The following is an 18734-nucleotide window of genomic DNA, read 5'->3' on the forward strand; positions in this document are numbered from 1 at the left end:
CAACTAAAAATATATATATAGATGTTTCAATTCAAGGTAGATTTGCATAAAAACTTAAATCATTTAAACAGTAAGTGGTAAGTTAATGAATATTAAAATCAACACTGGGCTATCCGAGATGATATTAAAACTATTCTTTTTTGTGTATAAAGTAAGTAAATCATCATCAAATAAAATGTTCATTGAATATGATGAGGATAAAAAGGGTTTAGCAGCAAATATATGTTTTTTTGAAACTAATATAAAAACTCAGAATGAAAATATAATTTTTCAGCCAAATTACAGGAGCAAAACACTCTTGCTATACTGGAAGATTAAAAATCTCCGTAAAAAACCTGATTTAACATTTGGGTGAATTTATGATACTAGAATGGATATTTAGGATATTTGCGGCAAATTTCTCTTAGTAAGATTTTATTTTTATAAAGAAAAATATCCTCGGCATGATAAAAACAAGCAGGCTAAGAATTAAGACAGCAAGCTTGTAAAAATGCAAAGTGGAGTGTGGTTACAGAACTGAACTTGATTTTTGCAGACAGAAACTGTTAATTTAAAAAGAATGGGGTGCCTTTGTGATTTACTGGAGTGCTAATTCCACAAACTCTAATCAACAAAGTCTGAGTGGGTCAAATCCCAAAAAGAAAGTGCATAGTGGAAATGCAAACAATGAGCTAGAATGGCGGGACTTAGAGGACTATCCACTAAACTTATCCCAGCAAGAAGTAATGATTGAAGAGGGCAAAGCCGGGTCTTCTTGGGGCAAATCGGAGATTAATTCTGGCTACAATTCATTATTATCTAGAACTCTACAAGTCAAAGGCTCCAAAGTGAATTGCTTCTTTGATACTGAAGCCCCAAAAATTTTAGTAGTTGACGACCATGCTGCTAGTCGGATGACAGCTGCGGCATTGTTGGCAATGGAAGGTTATGAAGTGATTGAAGCAGACAGTGGTGCGGCTGCTGTGGTGTTGGTGACACAAAAACACCCAGATTTAATTTTGCTGGATGTGATGATGCCTGGGATGGATGGGTTTGAGGTATGTCAATTACTCAAGCAGGATGAACATACGAGGTTAATTCCAGTCATTTTTATTACAGCATTAAATGATCGGCGATCGCGCATTCGCGGAATAGAAGTTGGAGCCGATGATTTCTTGACCAAACCCTTTGATCGTGTGGAACTAGCAGCGCGTGTGAAATCCTTAGTCAGGCAAAAGCGTTTAAACGAAGACTTAGACCACGCAGAACAAGTGCTATTTTCCATTGCCAGAGCAATTGAAAGTCGAGATCCAAATACGGGAGATCACTGTGAACGGTTAGTCACACTAGGACAAACTTTTGGAGAATACTTGAATCTTTCTCGCTCTCAACTGCGAGATTTAATGTGGGGTGGTTATCTTCACGACATTGGTAAAGTTGGCATTCCAGATGCAGTGCTACTCAAAAATGAGCAACTTACCTTGGAAGATTGGGAGATGATGCAGCAGCATGTTTTAATTGGAGAAAAAATTTGCCAGCCTTTACGTAGTATGCGGGGCGTAATTCCCATTATTCGCCATCACCACGAGCGCTGGAATGGTTCAGGCTATCCTGATGGACTAAAAGGTAATGAAATTCCTTTCCTAGCGCAAGTTTTCCAATTAATTGATATTTATGATGCGCTGACTAGCGAGCGACCTTATAAAAGAGCTTTTAGCCCAGCAGAAGCTTTATCTGTGATGTGGGAAGAAACTCAAGCAGGGTGGCGTAATCCTGAACTAATGCAGCGGTTTACTGATTTTATTCATACTTACAAATTGAAGTAATGTTTTACCTTTGGGTGTAGTCACTCATTGGGTGGCTCTACCAATCCACAAGACCGCACAGTCTCACCTCCTGTCTTCTGCCTCCTGCTATACTACCCTTTGGGAACTCCACGGGCGAAGATACTTCAGACTTTTGATTATGGTAGTTGTAGCAATTCTAGCGGCGGGACGCGGCACCAGGATGAAATCAAGCTTACCCAAAGTTTTACATTCTTTGGGTGGGCGATCGCTAGTAGAAAAAGTTTTAGACAGTGTAGAACCGCTTTCACCATCACGACGAATGGTGATTGTCGGGTATCAAGCCCAAGAAGTAAAAGCCGCCATACAATCAAGCTTCAACTTAGAGTTTGTAGAACAGACAGTGCAACTGGGAACAGGTCACGCCATCCAGCAATTACTACCTTATCTTGAGGGCTACACTGGAGATTTATTAGTGCTGAATGGTGATGTCCCACTGTTACGCACCGAAACCTTGAAACAGTTATTGCTGAATCACCAACAAAATCAAAACGCTGCAACCATTCTGACTGCTCAGTTAACTGACCCCAAAGGCTACGGGCGAGTTTTCTGCGATGAGGAAAACATAGTCCAACAAATGGTTGAAGATAAAGATTGTACCCCGGATCAAAGAGAGAATCGCCGGATTAACGCCGGGATTTATTGCTTTCGTTGGCCGGACTTAGCCAAAGTCTTGCCACATTTAGAAGCCAACAATGCCCAAAAAGAATATTACCTCACCGATGCTGTTACCCAAGTGGGAAAAGTTATGGCTGTGGATGTAGCAGATTATCAAGAAATTTTGGGCATTAACGATCGCCTACAATTAGCCACAGCCTACGAGATTTTGCAAAGGCGCATCAAAGAAAAATGGCTGCTTGCAGGTGTCACCCTCATCGATCCCCACAGCATTACAATTGACGAGACTGTAGAGTTACAACCAGATGTGATTATTGAACCACAAACTCACCTGCGGGGAAATACCACTATTAAAACTGGTAGCCGCATCGGGCCGGGAAGTTTAATTGAAAATAGCCAATTGGGCGAAAACGTTACAGTGCAATATTCTGTAGTCACAGATAGTATTGTGCAAGCCGGAACTCGGATTGGCCCTTACGCTCATTTACGTGGTCATACTGAAGTGGGTGTAAGTTGCCGTGTTGGTAATTTTGTAGAGTTAAAAAATACTCAGTTAGGCGATAAAACCAACGTAGCCCATCTATCTTATTTGGGTGATGCTACAGCGGGGACTCAAGTAAACATTGGAGCAGGCACAATTACCGCCAATTATGATGGTGTTAAAAAACACCGTACTAAAATTGGCGATCGCACCAAAACCGGTTCTAATAGCGTGTTAGTAGCACCAGTTAATTTAGGTGATGATGTCTATGTAGCAGCAGGTTCCACAATCACCGAAGATGTCCCCAACGATAGTTTAGTCATTGCCCGTAGCCGTCAGGTAGTCAAGCAAGGATGGCGGAGGAAAGTATGAAGGCTGAAATTTATTTTCATACTTCATACTTTACACTTCACACTTCAATACAGCCGACTTGCGTACCAACAGCCATTTCTAAAGTGTCGCCAACTTTTTCACCATCGTGATAGGCGGCGAGTAAAACTTGGCTAGTTTTACCCCAAGCGATCGCCCCACTGGCATCTAGGGCGATCGCGCCTAAATCTCTTTGATGTTCGTGGGCTTCTGTAAACGAGCGTTGCATGGCATCTTTGAGAGTCATTCCATCAGTCACCCGCACGACAATCCTTGGTGCTAAACACTCATCGATAATATCTTCGCCAATTCCAGTACAGCTAACAGCCGCATAACTAGTAGCGTAATTACCAGCTGGCATTGCCGAATCACTTACCCGACCAATCCTCTCAAAGCCTTTACCGCCTGTGGATGTACCTGCGGCGATGCCACCATGAGCATCTAAAGCCACTACGCCAATTGTGCCACGTCCGGCATTGCTGGTAGTTTCTAATAACTCTGGTTCTGCTACTACCCCAGCCATTGTGCTTTTAAAATTATCTTGACGTTCCTGAATCCATTCTTGTAATCGCAAATCAGTTAAAGCGTTGTAGCTGGGTACTTGTAACTCTCGCGCTAATTCAGCGCAACCATAATCTGACAATACGCGGTCAGGGGAATTTTGTAAGAAATATGCTAATTCAATCGGATTTTTTACCCGCGAGACATTAATCACACCGCTAAAACGCCCTGAGATGCCATCCATTAAGGCAGCACTCATGCGAATTTGACCATCAGATTGTAGTACTGAACCAGTACCAGCATTAAATCTGGGGTCATCTTCCAACAGTTGGCAACCCCGCAGCACTGCTGCGGAAGCGTTTGCCCCTGACAATAACAAAGCATAAACTTCTTCGATAACTGCATGGAGCGATCGGCGTACTGCCTCTAATCCTCCTTTGCCGTGGAGAGAACTACCAGCCCCTCCATGAATAATTAATTTGGGTTGCACCTTTATCTGCATCTATAAATTGTTTGCGCTATTTGCGTCTGAATTCAAGTTGATTTTACACTTCATAGTTCATAATTCATAATTTCATCCCTTACTCTGTTTTCGCGTCAGAACGGCGACGGCGGCAACGTTCTGAGCAGTATTTCACCTCATCCCAGCAATCTTGCCACTTCTTGCGCCAAGCAAAGGGACGTTGACATACTGAGCAGATTTTTGTGGGCAGGTCAGATTTAGAACGATAGCGTCCCATATAAACACTGTGAAGATATAAGGTTCAGTTATGAGAGAAACGGAAAATAATTATAGCCAGTTTGCTAGGAAGGCGGGAGACTTTAGCTCATAAATAGCAATTAGATTGATTTTTAAAGTGATGTCTCCACAAATAGCCAGATAATATAGTTATTTTTGATACAAAAAATCAATTGAGTCGTTGTTTGTTATCTGGTGAAAGACTGATCACTGCCGAATGGGAATTGTAATGACAAACTCTGTTCCCTTTCCTGGTTGGGAGTAACACTCCAACTTGCCACCATGTTTTTCAGTAATGATTTGATAACTGATGGACATTCCCATACCTGTTCCCTTACCAACAGGCTTGGTGGTAAAGAAGGGATTGAAAATTTGTGTTTGAATTTGTTCTGACATTCCCATCCCATTGTCGGCGATCGCAATTTTTACCCAACCAGCATCAATTACCGAAGTCCGAATCGTAATTGTTGGTGGTTCATCTTTCCCCATTCCCATTTCTAAAGCATCAATGGCATTGGTGAGAATATTCATCAATACCTGATTGAGTTGTCCGGCGTAGCATTCTACCAAAGGTAAAGAGGCATAGTCTCTAATGACTTGAATTTCGGGAAATTCGGGTTTTTCTTTAAGTCGATGTTGCAAAATCATTAAAGTACTATCTATACCTTCATGAATATCTACTTCTTTAAATTCGGCTTCATCCATACGTGAGAAGGTACGTAGTGATAACACAATTTGACGGATGCGTTGAGTCCCAATTTTCATAGAATGCAAGATTTTAGGTAAATCTTGCTGAATGTAATCTAAGTCAATTTCCTCCGACAAATTTTGAAATTCCGGCAGATTCATAGGTTGACATAAGTTAATGACTTCCAATAAATCTTGGGTATGTTCTTCTAAATAGGTAAGATTACCATGAATAAAATTAACAGGGTTGTTGATTTCATGAGCAACTCCCGCAACTAGTTGACCAAGACTGGACATTTTTTCGGCTTGAATCATTTGTGCTTGGGTGCGTTGCAGTTCTTGTAGAGTTTGGGCTAAATCTTCAGCTTGTTGTCGAAGTTGGACTTCGATTTGTTGGCGATCGCGGATATCACGAGCAATCATTGATAAAAATTCTATTTCTCCCTGTTCATTTTTATGGGCAATCATCACCTGAGAAATGGGAAGTTCTTCTCCATTGCGGCTGCGTAGCGTAGATTCTCCAGACCAGATACCCTTCTCAAGTAAAGTAGGTAGGTTCTCTGTTTGGAATTTTTCTAACATTGAGGGTTCTACAAGCTCGCTAATATGAAACTTATCGGTTTCTGAGGGGGGAATGCCTAAAATCTTCTGACCTGCTTGGTTAAGATAGCGATTATTTCCATTCACATCAGCTATACCAATGATGTCTGTGGTTGCTTCTAAAATTGCTAGTAGTCGGCGTTGTTCTTGTTCTGCTTGTTTACGATCGCTAATATCACGCAATACCGAAAGTGCATGAGGTTCGCCATTGTAGTTTAAGACTTTGCCAGTGACTTCGATATCAAAGTAAGTACCATCTTTGCGAATATCCACACCTTGAGTGTGAAATTCACTGCCTGCCTTAATGGAATTGATAAGTTCCCCAAATAGCTGAAAACAATCAGGATGAATATAGTCTTGAGGACTTAATTGGAAGAGTTCTGCTTGAGAGTAGCCGTGCATTTGACAAAAAGCCGGATTGGCAGCAACAAGCTTACCAGTATTTAGATCAACAACACTGATGCCATCATTGACAGTCTCGAAAATACTGCGATACTGGATTTCTTGTTGACGTAATGCTGCTTCAGTTGCTTTGCGATCGCTAATATCGCTGAGAACACCATGAAAACCAGTGATTTCTCCTTCTGAATTTAACATCAGAGATGTTATCGACCTCATCCAGCGCCAGCTACCATCTTTGCATTGATGACGAAATTCTAGTGGGGTTCGTTGGCCCTTTGTGGCTACCATTTCTTCAATGTTTTTTCGCGCCAAAAGTAAATCATCAGGATGTAGTAGTGGTGCAAAAGGTTTACCTAGTAGTTCCGAGGGTTCCCATCCTAAAATATTTTTGTACTGGGGTGAGGCATAAGTAAAAGTACCTCCCAAAGAAATAGAAAATATGAGATCGCTGATATTTTCTACCAAGTTGCGATACTTCGTTTCATTTTCCAATAAAGCCGCTTCAGTTGCTTTGCGATCGCTAATATCTCTTGCTACCCAAACCACACTGTTCTCACTCATCGTGGAAACACTACCTTCAAACCAAACTTCTTGATTGTTAATAGGCAAGCTATATTCGATTTTGGCAGTTTTCTGAGTTTTAAGTACCTGTTGAATACATGCCACAAAATAGTCTGCAAGGTCAGTAGGTAAAACTTCATGGGCGGTTTTACCTAATATTTCTGTAGGCGGTTTGTATAGTGAAGGCGCACAACTAGGCGCAATTTTCAGATATTTTCCCTCGGCATCAACAACGATAATTACATCTTGGATAGCGTTAAACAATGAGAGTAATTCTGCTTCAGAAGTTTTGAGAGCGAGTTCTGTTTGAGAATAACTTTGTAAGAGTTGTTGAGCTTCTCGCAATTCCTGTTCTAGTTGGGCAATTCTGGCACTGGAATCACTTGTAGATTTTGCCAACTGTTGCTGCAACTGGGCGTTTTGTTGGCGCAGCAAAGCGATTTCTTTTTCAAGCACTGCATTATTCATAAATTTTTATCTGATTTATTATCGCAGGGGAATTAAGATAACAAATTCTGTACCTTCTCCTGGAGAGGATTTGCATTGGATGGAACCGCCGTGTTTTTCGACAATAATTTGACGGGCGATTGCTAATCCTAAACCTGTTCCCTTGCCCACGGATTTTGTCGTAAATAAATTGTCAAATATTTTTGGCTGGACTTCTTGATTCATCCCAATACCATTATCAGCAATTTTAATTTCGACGTGTTGATTTTGCCAAGATGTTTGAACAATGATGTGATGTTTAATTGTTGAATTTTTAGGAATTTTGATTTCTTCTAAAGCATCAATAGCATTAGCTAGAATATTCATAAATACCTGATTTAATTGCCCAGGGAAACATTCAATTGAGGGAATATTGCCATAGTCAGTGATAACTTCTATGGCAGGACGTTTTTCATTAGCTTTGAGGCGATGTCTCAAAATCAAAATTGTGCTATCGATACCTTCATGAATGTTAAAACTTACTTTATAATCTTGATCAGCGCGGGAAAAGGTACGGAGACTAGTGCTAATATTTTTTAGGCGATTACAAGCTAAAATCATCGTATCAATCACCTTGGGCAAGTCCTCTAAACTGTAATCCAAATCAATTTCTGCGGCATGATCTTGAATTTCTTCACTAGGATTAGGCAAGCTTGATTGATAAAGCTTCAAATGTTCAAAAATATCGGCAATTGTTGGTTGAGCTTGTTTGAGACTAGCAGCAATAAAGCCCAAGGGATTATTCATTTCATGGGCTACGCCTGCAACTAAATTACCCAATGCAGACATTTTTTCATTTTGCACCATTTGTAATTGAGCTTGTTTTAAGTCTTGTAATGCTTGTCCGGCTTGTTGATAAAGTCGGGCATTTTCTAAAGAAATGGCAGCTTGAGCAGACAAGAGATTAATTATGTTGAGGCGATCGCGAGTAAATACCCCAGCAGTTAACTTATTTTCTAGGTAGAGTATACCTACTAAATTTCCTTGATTAACTATCGGAGTACAAAGTAAACTTTGGGGTTGATGTCGTAACATGTATTCCCCAATTAATCCTGGTATATCTGTTTGACAATTGTCTATAATTATTGTTTCTTGGGTATTTCTGACATAATTGATAATTTTTTTGGGAATATCTGGGCAAATATTGATTAATTGAGGCTCCAGAATAGTTTGTAATTTTCCATACTCAACTAAACCAATTGCTTGAACTTGCCAAGTCTGATTTTGAGACAACAGCAATATAGCTTTTTTCGCACCAGAGTTTTCGAGGATAATCTGGATCAAATTAGCCATAAGTTCGTCTAATTTTAAAGAACTAGAAATTGCTTGAGCCGCTTTGATAACAGAAGTAAAATCGAGAGTTTCCGCATAATTAGTAGAGTCGCTACTAGAAGTGCGCGTTGATGAAACAGTCCCATGCAAAGCTATGGTTTCCCAGGGATTGAGGTTGAGGCGTTGTTGTTGCAGTATCGGTTGGAGTAATTGAGGATAGGTTTTTTCTAGGTGATTAACTTTTGCTTTTGCTCCCCAGTGAGCATAACAATAGTATGCTTCCTGCATATAACCTGCGGCAATTTTTTCTTTGCCCCAGTTGAGGTAAAATTTAGCTGCAAGTTCGTTTGCTAGGGCTTCTTCTTGGATGTATGCGTTTTCTTTGGCTCCATAAATAGCGCGATCATAAAAATCCCCAGCTTCATAGAATTTTTCTAAAACACGATGTTTTTCTGCTTCTACCAAATCAATTTTATGCTGGTGATTCATCGGGGCATAGTGCGCCCAATGCTGGAGTTTGGTTTGATTTCCGGCTACACGTTCTAAAGCGGCTGATGTTTCATCTAGTTGTGCCAAAGCCAAGAGAGAATCATAAAAATAAAAAACTGGTTCACTGACTAGTCCTGTACCAGCCATAAAATAGTGTCTGACTTCAATGGCATAATTTTCGGCTGCTTCTATTTCTGCGAACAAGAAACAAAGCATCAGCTTATGCAAAGAGAAACTGTACAACCCATAACCGTCATTGGCGGATTGCAGCAGGGAAACAAATTCACTTTCTTGTAAGGCTTCCCCAGATAAAATAGTCGGGTTCTCTGTCAAACTCAGCAGATTTAACACAGCTTGCCAATAGATGCGGCAATAATTTGCTGTGGTCAATTGGTTAAGCTGCATTAACCCTTTGTAGTAAGCGCGAGTCTCTTGTTCTAAGGTCATTAGAGACTTACCGCAACAAAAAGCATAAAAACAAAAATTGTGGGCGTTGTGTCCAGCAAACTCTAAGTCACCGACTTCTAGCCCCACGCTATAGCCTTCTTGCAACAGTGGGAGGGTTTCTTTGAGGTGAGATTTGAGTGGACGAATATACAGTCCCAAAAGGAGGCATACTTGCGGTTTGACAATTTTTGCATCTAATTTGGTGGTGAGTTGAAGTGCTAACTGCTCAAACTCTATTGCTGTATCGACATCTTGCAAAAAATTACAAAGCACACTATAAGAGCAATAAATATAACTTGTAGCGGGGGTGTTGCCATACTGAATAGATGTTTTGACTGATAAGGAAACCAGTAAGGGAAACAAGGGAGAACCAGCAAGGTAAGCCACAGACATGATACTACTAGCGATTTGTACAATTGCCAGTTTTGTGGCATCTGTCATCAAGGGGAGATGAACTAAATCTTCAACCTTTCTGTCGCCAATTAGTTGGTTAATTTCTTGGATTTCTTGTTGAATATCTGCTGGTGTGGGTGTTGTCGGAAAGATTACGCCAAGCTGTTGCAAAATTGTTTGGGCGATCGCAATGGCTTCACTAAATTTATTCTGGGAAACTAGAGATTGAATTTTAATTCGGTAAACATTCACCTGTGCGAGTAAGGATTGTACTTGCTCGATGACGAGATTAATTAACTGTTCCATCATCGCAAAATCACCGCACAGCATTGCCAATTCCGCTGCTAATTCATGGAAGGCAATCGTGATTTCATACTGTTCTTGCCAAGCTTTTTCTCCCAATAGTGACAATCCCACTGTGGCATATTCCCGCGCTGCGGAATAAGCGGTAGCGGCTTTCGCTTTACGACAAGCTGTGAGGTTCAGTTGTGTAAGTTCCTCTCGTTCTGTTGCTTGGGCAATTAAACTAGTGCCGTGATTTAATTGATTGACCAATTCAAAAATACGTTCTTCCCTGGCTGCGGGAGAAATTTTGTGTAAGAGTAGTTGTCCGATGCGGTAGTGAGTTTTTTGTTTGAGTGCTGCGGGAATTAATGAATAAGCCGCTTGTTGGATGCGATCGTGTAAAAATCTGTATTGGACTAATGGTTGATAATTCACATCTTCTCTAACTACTTCATCATAAATATCTCTTTGATAAAATTTATAAATGTTATTAATTGGTAAAATTAACCCTGACTGCAAGGCTTTCCATAAATCAGCCGCCGCCTCAATTTCTGATGTTTCTGCAACAATTGCTAAAGTTGCTAAATCAAATTGATTACCAATGTAAGCTGCTAACTGTAATATATTTTGAGTTGCTAAAGGCAGTCTTTGTAATTGAAATGCCATAAAATTCACAACATCATTTGTCACTGCTTGCTGACTTACTTGTGTAATGTCACATTCCCAGCAGCCTAAATCAAAGTTAAATTTAATGAATTTATCTTGATGCAGTGCTTTGAGAAATTGAGTGGCAAAAAATGGATTACCTTGAGTTTTTTGACATACAAGCTGTGAAAGATTCCAAGCTAACTTTTCTGGACATCTAAGTGTTTCAGCAACTAATAGATTCACTTGTTCTTGACTTAGTGGTAATAAATTAATCGTATTAATTGCTGTTTGTGTTTTCGCAATTTCACCCAAAATTAACATCAATGGATGTATGGGAGTGACTTCATGATCACGATAAGCCCCAATTAATAAAAGATGCTCGCTATCATTCATTAATAATTGCATTAACTTTAATGAGGCTGAATCTGCCCATTGCAAGTCATCTAAAAATATTACTAAAGGATGTTCTGCACTGGTAAAGACTTTAGTAAATTTTTGAAATATTAAATAAAATCTATTTTCGGCTGTTGTTCCTGATAATTCTGGTATGCTTGCTTGCCTACCAATAATCCGTTCTAATTCGGGAATTACATCAATAATTATCTGTCCATTTTCGCCAACAGCATCTAATATCTTGTTTTTCCATTGCTGAATTTGTGCCTCACTTTCGGTTAACAATTGACCAATTAAATCCCGGAATGTTTGCACAAATGCACTAAAAGGAATATTCCGATTAAACTGATCAAATTTGCCCTTAATAAAATAACCATGTTGTCTAACAATTGGTTTATGCACTTCGTTGACAACTGCTGTTTTCCCAATACCCGAAAAGCCAGCAACTAACATTATTTCCGATGCGCCAATGCTAACACGCTCAAATGCTTGCAGTAGTTTTTCTACTTCGCTTTCTCGTCCATAAAGTTTATCAGGAATAATGAAGCGATCGCACACATCTCTCTGGGCAATGGGGAAATTCTCAATTTTGCCATGTTCTTTGAGTTGAACCAAACATTTACTTAAATCATATTTCAATCCCAACGCGCTCTGATAGCGGTCTTCAGCATTTTTCGCCATCAATTTCATCACAATCTCGGAAATCACCTGGGGAATTTCTTCACTGTTCCCCAATCCCACAGGCATTTTCGCAATATGACAATGTACTAACTCCATCGCATCATGCGATTTAAAGGGTAATTCTCCTGTGAGTAACTCATAAAAAGTCACCCCTAAAGAATAAAAGTCAGTCCGATAATCAATTCCCCGATTCATTCTCCCGGTTTGTTCAGGAGAAATATAAGCTAGTGTTCCTTCTAAAACGTTGGGATTAACCTGGGTTTGGGTTTCTCGTGGCAGTAAAGATGCAATACTAAAGTCAATTAATTTAACTTGTTTAGTTTCGGGATTAATTAAAATATTGTTGGGTTTAATATCTTTATGAATAATGCAATCACGATAGAGTATTTCCAAGGTGCTGCATAAAGCGATCGCTATTTCTAAAAATTCCTCTAGAGATTGTAAGCTTCCCCCCATTCCCGACTCCCGATTCTCTATTCCCCATTCCTTGAGAGAAATCCCTCCAAAGTCTTCCATGACTAACACATAGCCATTTTGGTAAGGTTCCAAGCTATAGGTTTGGATAATTAAAGGAGAGTTGAGATTTTTGGCAATGGTATATTGGTTGCGAAATTGTACCAGTTCACTAAAACTTGGGTAAGGATTTTTCAGCAGTTTAATCACTACAGGTAATGAGTCAGTTTGTCGATACCCTCGGTAAACCTGGGTTCTAGAACCGTTGTAGAGTTCTTCAATGATCTGATATCCAGGAATACTGAGTATTGTGCTAACCATACGGCTACATCCTGATGATTGACAGTTTTAGTTTTCCCAGTTTATTAAATTTTTTATAATTTGAGCAAAAATTTACAATGGAATTTGGATGATAAATTCTGTTCCTACACCCAAAGTCGAGTTACAACTTAATTTTCCGCCGTGGATTTCTTCGACAATTTGACGGGCGATCGCTAGTCCTAAACCAGTACCTTTCCCTACAGATTTGGTAGTAAATAAATGGTCAAAAATCTTTTGTTTGATTTCTTCACTCATCCCTTTACCATTATCCGCAATTGATATTTTTACTGATTTATTTACTATTGCAGTTGTAATTGTGATGTAGTTAGGATGAGCTTGAATTTCTGCAAATTTTTTGCCAATACTTACTTCTTCTAAAGCATCAATAGCATTGGCCAGGATATTCATAAACACCTGATTTAATTGCCCAGGGAAACAGTTGACTTGAGGTAAATCACCATAATTAGTTATGACTTCAATGGCTGGACGTTGGGCATTAGCTTTGAGGCGATGCTTGAGAATTAAAATTGTGCTATCAATGCCTTCATGTACATTAAATTTTACTTTGTAGTCTTTATCGGCGCGGGAAAATGTACGCAGGCTTGTGCTAATGTTCTTTAATCTATCGCACGCTATAACCATTGCCTCAATGATTTTAGGTAAGTCTTCTAAGTTATATTCCAAGTCTATTTCTGCGGCATGATCAAGAATTTCTGTATGAGCTTCAGGAAACATATCTTGATATAACTGCAAGTGTGCAAATATATCTGCAAGGGTTGGTTTAACTTGTTTGAGGCTGGCAACAATAAAACCCAGAGGATTATTCATTTCATGGGCTACCCCTGCGACTAAGTTACCCAACGCAGACATTTTTTCATTTTGCACCATTTGTAATTGAGCTTGTTGCAAATTGGAGAGTGCTTGTTCTAATTCCTGAGATTTTTGTTTGATTACGGCTTCTGCAAGTTTGCGTAAGCGTAGCTCGTCGTAGACATCGCTGATATCAATCACTACCCCGTCCCAGATAATTGCACCATCTGCTTGCCGTTCGGGTCGGGCTTTAGATTGAATCCATTTTACAGTTCCAGAAGGCAGAATAATTCGCCATTCTTGCTCAAACGGAGTCATATTTTGGGCAGATTCAGCAATTGCTTTGGCTACAATTGGGTCATCTTCTGGGTGGTGTAGAGTATACAGGGTTTGTCTACCAGCCATAACATCTTCTGGATCTACCCCATACAGTTCATAACAACCAGAACTCATATAAGGCACAGAAATTGCCCCATCAGAGGCGAGACGAAACTGGTAAACTACACCAGGAATATTATCTGCGAGATTGCGGAACTGAACTTGGCTGGCTTGTTGTTGCGCCAAAGATGCTTCTAACTGTTGAGCATAATTTTGAGCATCTCGATACAAACGGGCATTTTCTAGAGAAATCGCAGCTTGAGCGCAGAGTAATTCCAGAATTTCGAGGCGATCGCTAGTAAATGCTTCTGTTGCTACACTATTTTCTAAATATAACAGACCAATTAATTTACCTTGATTGACAATGGGAGTGCAAACAACACTCTTGGGTAAATATTCCTGGATGTAACTATCTGCTACCCAAGTATTTTCTTTTGTGATGTCGTGAATAATGATTGATTGCAAGGTATGTTTCACGGCATAAATCATCTTGATGGGGACATCATGACTACTATCAAGCGGATGAGGTGAAAAGACAGACTCTTCTAAATCCTCAATAGTAGTCACAGATACTACAATCCAATCCGCCTGATCTGGTAATATGAGTGCTATTTTCTGCGCCCCGGAATTTTGTAATAGCACTTGCATTAAATTTGTAATCAACTCTTCTAGCTGAATTGCACTCAATAATGCCCTTGAAGCTTTGAGAATAGCGCCGAAGTCTAGATTGTGAGAAAAGCCAGTGCTAGAAGTTTGAGTGGTGTAGGTGACAATAGTAGGGTTGCTGATGGTTTCTTGCAGATTCAGATTAAGTCTTCGCTGTTGGAGAATGTGTGGCAAAATTTGGGGATACTTCTTTTCTAAATCATCTGTTTTGGCTTTTGCACCCCAATGAGCATAGCAGTAATACGCTTGCTGCATATATGTTTGGGCGACTGTTTCTTTACCCCACTCCAAATAAAACTTCGCCGCCAATTCGTTAGCGAGGGCTTCTTCTTGAATGTAGCCATTTGCTTTCGCGCCAGCAATAGCGCGATCGTATAATTCTATTGCCTCCAGTTTTTGATCTAAAACTCGATACTGTTCGGCTTTAATTAGGTCATACTTATGTTGAAAATTCATAGGTGCAGCCAGCGCCTTTTTCTGAAGAATTTCCTGATTAGCTGCAATGATTTCTGCATCACCTGATGTTGCTAACAGTGCCAGTGATTCATAAAAATACAGGATAGTTACACTTAATGTACCAGCCCCACCTCCCAAGTATTGTTTAGCCTGTTGTGCTACGTCTAAAGCCTGGGAATATTCCCCAAACAAGAAACACAAACAAAGTTTGTTTATGAACAACAACCATAAGCCTGATTGATCGCCACTTTGATGTAGCGTCTCCAGCATAATGGTTTCATCCATTGTTTCCCCAGTGAGGATAATCGGATTAGTTGTTTGTCCCAGCAAATTTAGAACGGACTGTTGACAGGGTTTTATAAAGTTCAAAGCTGTCTGCTGACCAATTTGCTGGATGCCGTGGCTATATATATTGATGTTCTGAATCAAATCATTTAAAGGCTGTCCAGTCAAATATAAATGTAAGCAATAAGTAAACCCGGCAAAACCAGCAAATACCAAGTCCCCGGCTTCTAAGCCACTCCTGTAGGCTTGCTGCAAGGGCGCTAGGGTTTCTTGAGTATGGTGTGTGCAGAATGTAATGAAATAATTGTTGAGAACTAGTGTGCGTCCGTAAAACTCTTTTTCATTCAATTTTTCGCAGAGTTGGAGGGCTAGTTGTCCAAACTCATACCCTGTTGAGAAGTCTTCTAAGATGCTACACAGCAATAACCCATAACCAACATAACCAACAACAGAAGTGTTGGCATTACCGTACTGGAGTGACAATTCTACTTGTTTCAAAGTCACTAGGGGAAATAATACTGGATTACAAGCATATGTAGCAGCCCCAACCTTGATCAAAATACGCATAGCAGCCAAAACCGTTGGATCAGTCATCGGCGGGAGATGGAGTAACTCAGCCGCCGATCGCCCATTTAGTTGTAGTGCGATCGCGGGAAATGCTGCGGGAATTTCCTCTGGTACAGGCTGTTTTGGTAGATGAATACCTAACTGACTCAGTACGTCTAAGGCCATCTCAATGGCAAAAGTAAATTTACCTTGGTTGGTGTAAGCTTCTAGCTTCACTTCCGCAATTTTGACGATATCAATCAGGGTTTGAGCTTGTTGCTGAATTTCTTTAGCATAACGCTCCATCTCATCCAGATTACCTTTTAAATAAGCCGCTTCTGCTGCTAAGTTGTGCAGATGCAGTGTGAGCGAATAGTACTCATCCCATGCAGATTCACCTAATAACTCTAATCCACTAGTGGCATAGTCAAAAGCACTAGTATAAGCAGTGGCTACCAGTGCCTTTTGACTGGCTTTGAGGTTACATTCTGCCAGTAAAACTTTTTCGGCTATGTCGGTAATTAAGCTTTGCCCTAAGTTCAGTTGACTGACAATTTCAAAAATGTGTTCTTCTTGTTTCTGCTCAGAAATTTCTTGCAGTAAGAGTCTGCCAATTTGGAGATGAGTGGCTTGCTTTTCCTCATCGGGTATTAATGAATATGCAGCTTGCTGAACACGATCATGGAGAAACTTATAGGTAACAAATTCAGCATTTTGATCAGTTAAACTTTGATTTTCTTGTCCTACATAAAATTTGTAAACTTCACTTTGTGGTAAGATTAATCCTGCTTGTAATGCTTGCCACAAATTAGCCGCAATTAATTTAACTGATTGTTGGCTAACAACTCCTAAAGTTTTTAAATCAAATTGATTACCTATACAAGCTGCCAATTGTAATACATTTTGAGTAGATGATGGCAATTTTTGCAACTGTAACGCCATAAATTCTACCACATCATCAGTGAGCGATCGCTGGTTGATTTGAGCAATATCACATTGCCAAAAGCCTTGAGAAAAATTAAATTCAATTAGCCCATCTTGTTGTAATGATTTGAGAAATTGTGTGCTAAAAAATGGATTGCCTTGAGTTTTTTGATATATCAGATTAGCCAATGGCAAAGAGGCTTCTGCTGTACAAACTAAAGTGTCAGCAACTAACTGATTTAAATTTGATTCACTCAGAGTTTGTAAGTTAATTGTCTTAACTCTGGCATTAATCTGATTAATTTCCTCTAATGTCAACATCAAAGGATGTCCCGGAAATACTTCATTATTTCGATAAGCTCCAATTAATAGCAGATACCCACTATTAACTTCACTCATTAATAATTTAATTAATTGGAGCGAAGCTGAATCAGCCCATTGCAAATCATCTAAAAATATGACTAAAGGATGTTCTTTAGTCGCAAATATTTGAATAAAACTTTGGAGTAATAAATTAAAGCGATGTTGCGCTGTTGTTCCTGATAATTCTTGTACGGGTGGTTGTTGACCGATAATTTTTTCTAAGTGGGGAATAACGTCAATAATTACCTGGGCATTGTCTCCTAAAGCTTGGAGAATTTTATATTGCCATTCTTTTAATTTTTGGTCAGTTTCGGTTAATAACTGCCCGATTAAATCGCTGAGGACTTGGACAAAAGCCGAAAAGGGAATATTCCGGTTGAATTGGTCAAATTTCCCTTTAATAAAATAACTGCGTTGTCTGACAATCGGTTTATGGACTTCGTTAACAACCGCAGTTTTGCCAATTCCCGAAAAACCAGCAACCAGAATGAATTCGCTACAGGAGTTGGATGATTCTTGAACAGTAGCAATGCGCTCAAATGCTGCCAGAATTTGCTCAACTTCAGTTTCTCTGCCGTATAATTTTTCGGGGATAATAAAGCGATCGCAAATATCCCATTCACTAATATCAAAGTTGACAATTTTTCCGGTTTTTGTTAAATGCGAAAGGCAGATTTCTAAATCATGTTTTAATCCTAAAGCACTCTGATAGCGGTCTTCAGCATTCTTCGCCATCAGTTTCTGGATAATATGATTCAGCACTTGAGGAATCTGCTCACTGTTTACTGAAGGAGGCATTTTCGCAATGTGACAATGCACCAACTCCATCAAGTCTTCAGATTTGAAAGGTAATTCTCCTGTTAACAGTTCAAAAAATGTCACCCCCAAGGAATAAAAATCACTGCGATAATCAATCCCACGATTCATCCTTCCAGTTTGTTCGGGGGATAAATAAGCCAGGGTTCCTTCTAAAATGTTGGGGTTAATGAGAGTTTGAGTTTCTTTAGGTAGAAGCGAAGCAATACTAAAATCTATGAGCTTAATTTCGTGAGTTTTTGGGTTAATTAAAATATTTGCGGGTTTGATATCTTTGTGAATGACCCGGTTTTGATAAAGATAGTGCAGGATATCGCACATTTGCAGCGCAATGATCAAAAATTCCTGCAAGCCTAACTTTTGATTTCTCAGATATTCTCGTAATGAGAGACCACCAAAATCGGGCATGACTAAAGCATAGGCATTGCGATATATTTCTAAACTTAAAGGACAAACAATCCCAGAAAAATCTAAATCTTTCGTAATTGTGTACTGATTGTGAAATTGTAAGAGTTCGCTAAAGGTGGGATATTCGCGGTTGAGTAATTTAATGACGACAGATTTTTGATCTGCTGCTCGAATACCTCGGTAGACTACAGTTCTAGAACCTGCATAGAGTTGTTCTGTTAGGTTGTAACCGGGAATGACTGCCATTGCATCCACAGGAATAATCATTGTACATACCTCAGAACAGAATTTTTAGTGCGAAATTAATACATCTATTATTCCCGTAGTTTAAGTATTGTTAACAGTAAAACTTTTTCTCTAGTAGTAAATTTGTCAAAACTTAGGCACAAAGATTGGGTGTACACATATCTTGCACCAAGGGACTAAAGTCACG

General features: G+C 39.6%; 7 protein-coding genes. 2 read left to right on the plus strand and 5 right to left on the minus strand.

Translation table 11 applies throughout. The features are described from left to right. Window positions 1-572 precede the first annotated feature (572 nt). Complete coding sequence (locus tag NOS7107_RS19250) at window positions 573-1805, plus strand: two-component system response regulator (RefSeq protein WP_015114616.1); 1233 nt, start codon at window positions 573-575, stop codon at window positions 1803-1805. Window positions 1806-1944: 139 nt separating this feature from the next. Beyond that, window positions 1945-3294 carry a bifunctional UDP-N-acetylglucosamine diphosphorylase/glucosamine-1-phosphate N-acetyltransferase GlmU gene (glmU, locus tag NOS7107_RS19255; protein ID WP_015114617.1) on the plus strand — a complete coding sequence of 450 codons (1350 nt, stop codon included), beginning with the start codon at window positions 1945-1947 and terminating at the stop codon, window positions 3292-3294. Window positions 3295-3331: 37 nt separating this feature from the next. Here the strand turns inward: glmU and NOS7107_RS19260 are convergent, their stop codons facing one another. The 5 genes from NOS7107_RS19260 to NOS7107_RS19275 all read right to left on the minus strand — a co-directional run bounded on the left by NOS7107_RS19260 (window position 3332) and on the right by NOS7107_RS19275 (window position 18568). Next, entirely contained in the window at window positions 3332-4294 is a 963-nt protein-coding gene (locus NOS7107_RS19260) for an isoaspartyl peptidase/L-asparaginase (RefSeq protein ID WP_015114618.1), read from the minus strand. Between the two features lie 79 nt (window positions 4295-4373). Beyond that, the gene (locus NOS7107_RS28005; protein ID WP_015114619.1) at window positions 4374-4532 is read right to left on the minus strand and encodes a DUF2256 domain-containing protein; all 159 of its coding nucleotides are present in this window, start codon (window positions 4530-4532) and stop codon (window positions 4374-4376) included. 206 nt (window positions 4533-4738) lie between these two features. Then, on the minus strand, window positions 4739-7249 hold the full coding sequence (locus NOS7107_RS19265) for a PAS domain S-box protein (RefSeq protein WP_015114620.1): 2511 nt from the start codon (window positions 7247-7249) through the stop codon (window positions 4739-4741). An 18-nt stretch (window positions 7250-7267) separates the two neighbouring features. Continuing rightward, complete coding sequence (locus NOS7107_RS19270; protein WP_015114621.1) at window positions 7268-12649, minus strand: ATP-binding sensor histidine kinase; 5382 nt, start codon at window positions 12647-12649, stop codon at window positions 7268-7270. A gap of 72 nt (window positions 12650-12721) precedes the next feature. Then, window positions 12722-18568 carry an AAA family ATPase gene (locus tag NOS7107_RS19275; protein WP_015114622.1) on the minus strand — a complete coding sequence of 1949 codons (5847 nt, stop codon included), beginning with the start codon at window positions 18566-18568 and terminating at the stop codon, window positions 12722-12724. Window positions 18569-18734: the final 166 nt, after the last annotated feature.

The organism is Nostoc sp. PCC 7107 (assembly GCF_000316625.1).
Lineage (GTDB): Bacteria > Cyanobacteriota > Cyanobacteriia > Cyanobacteriales > Nostocaceae > Nostoc_B.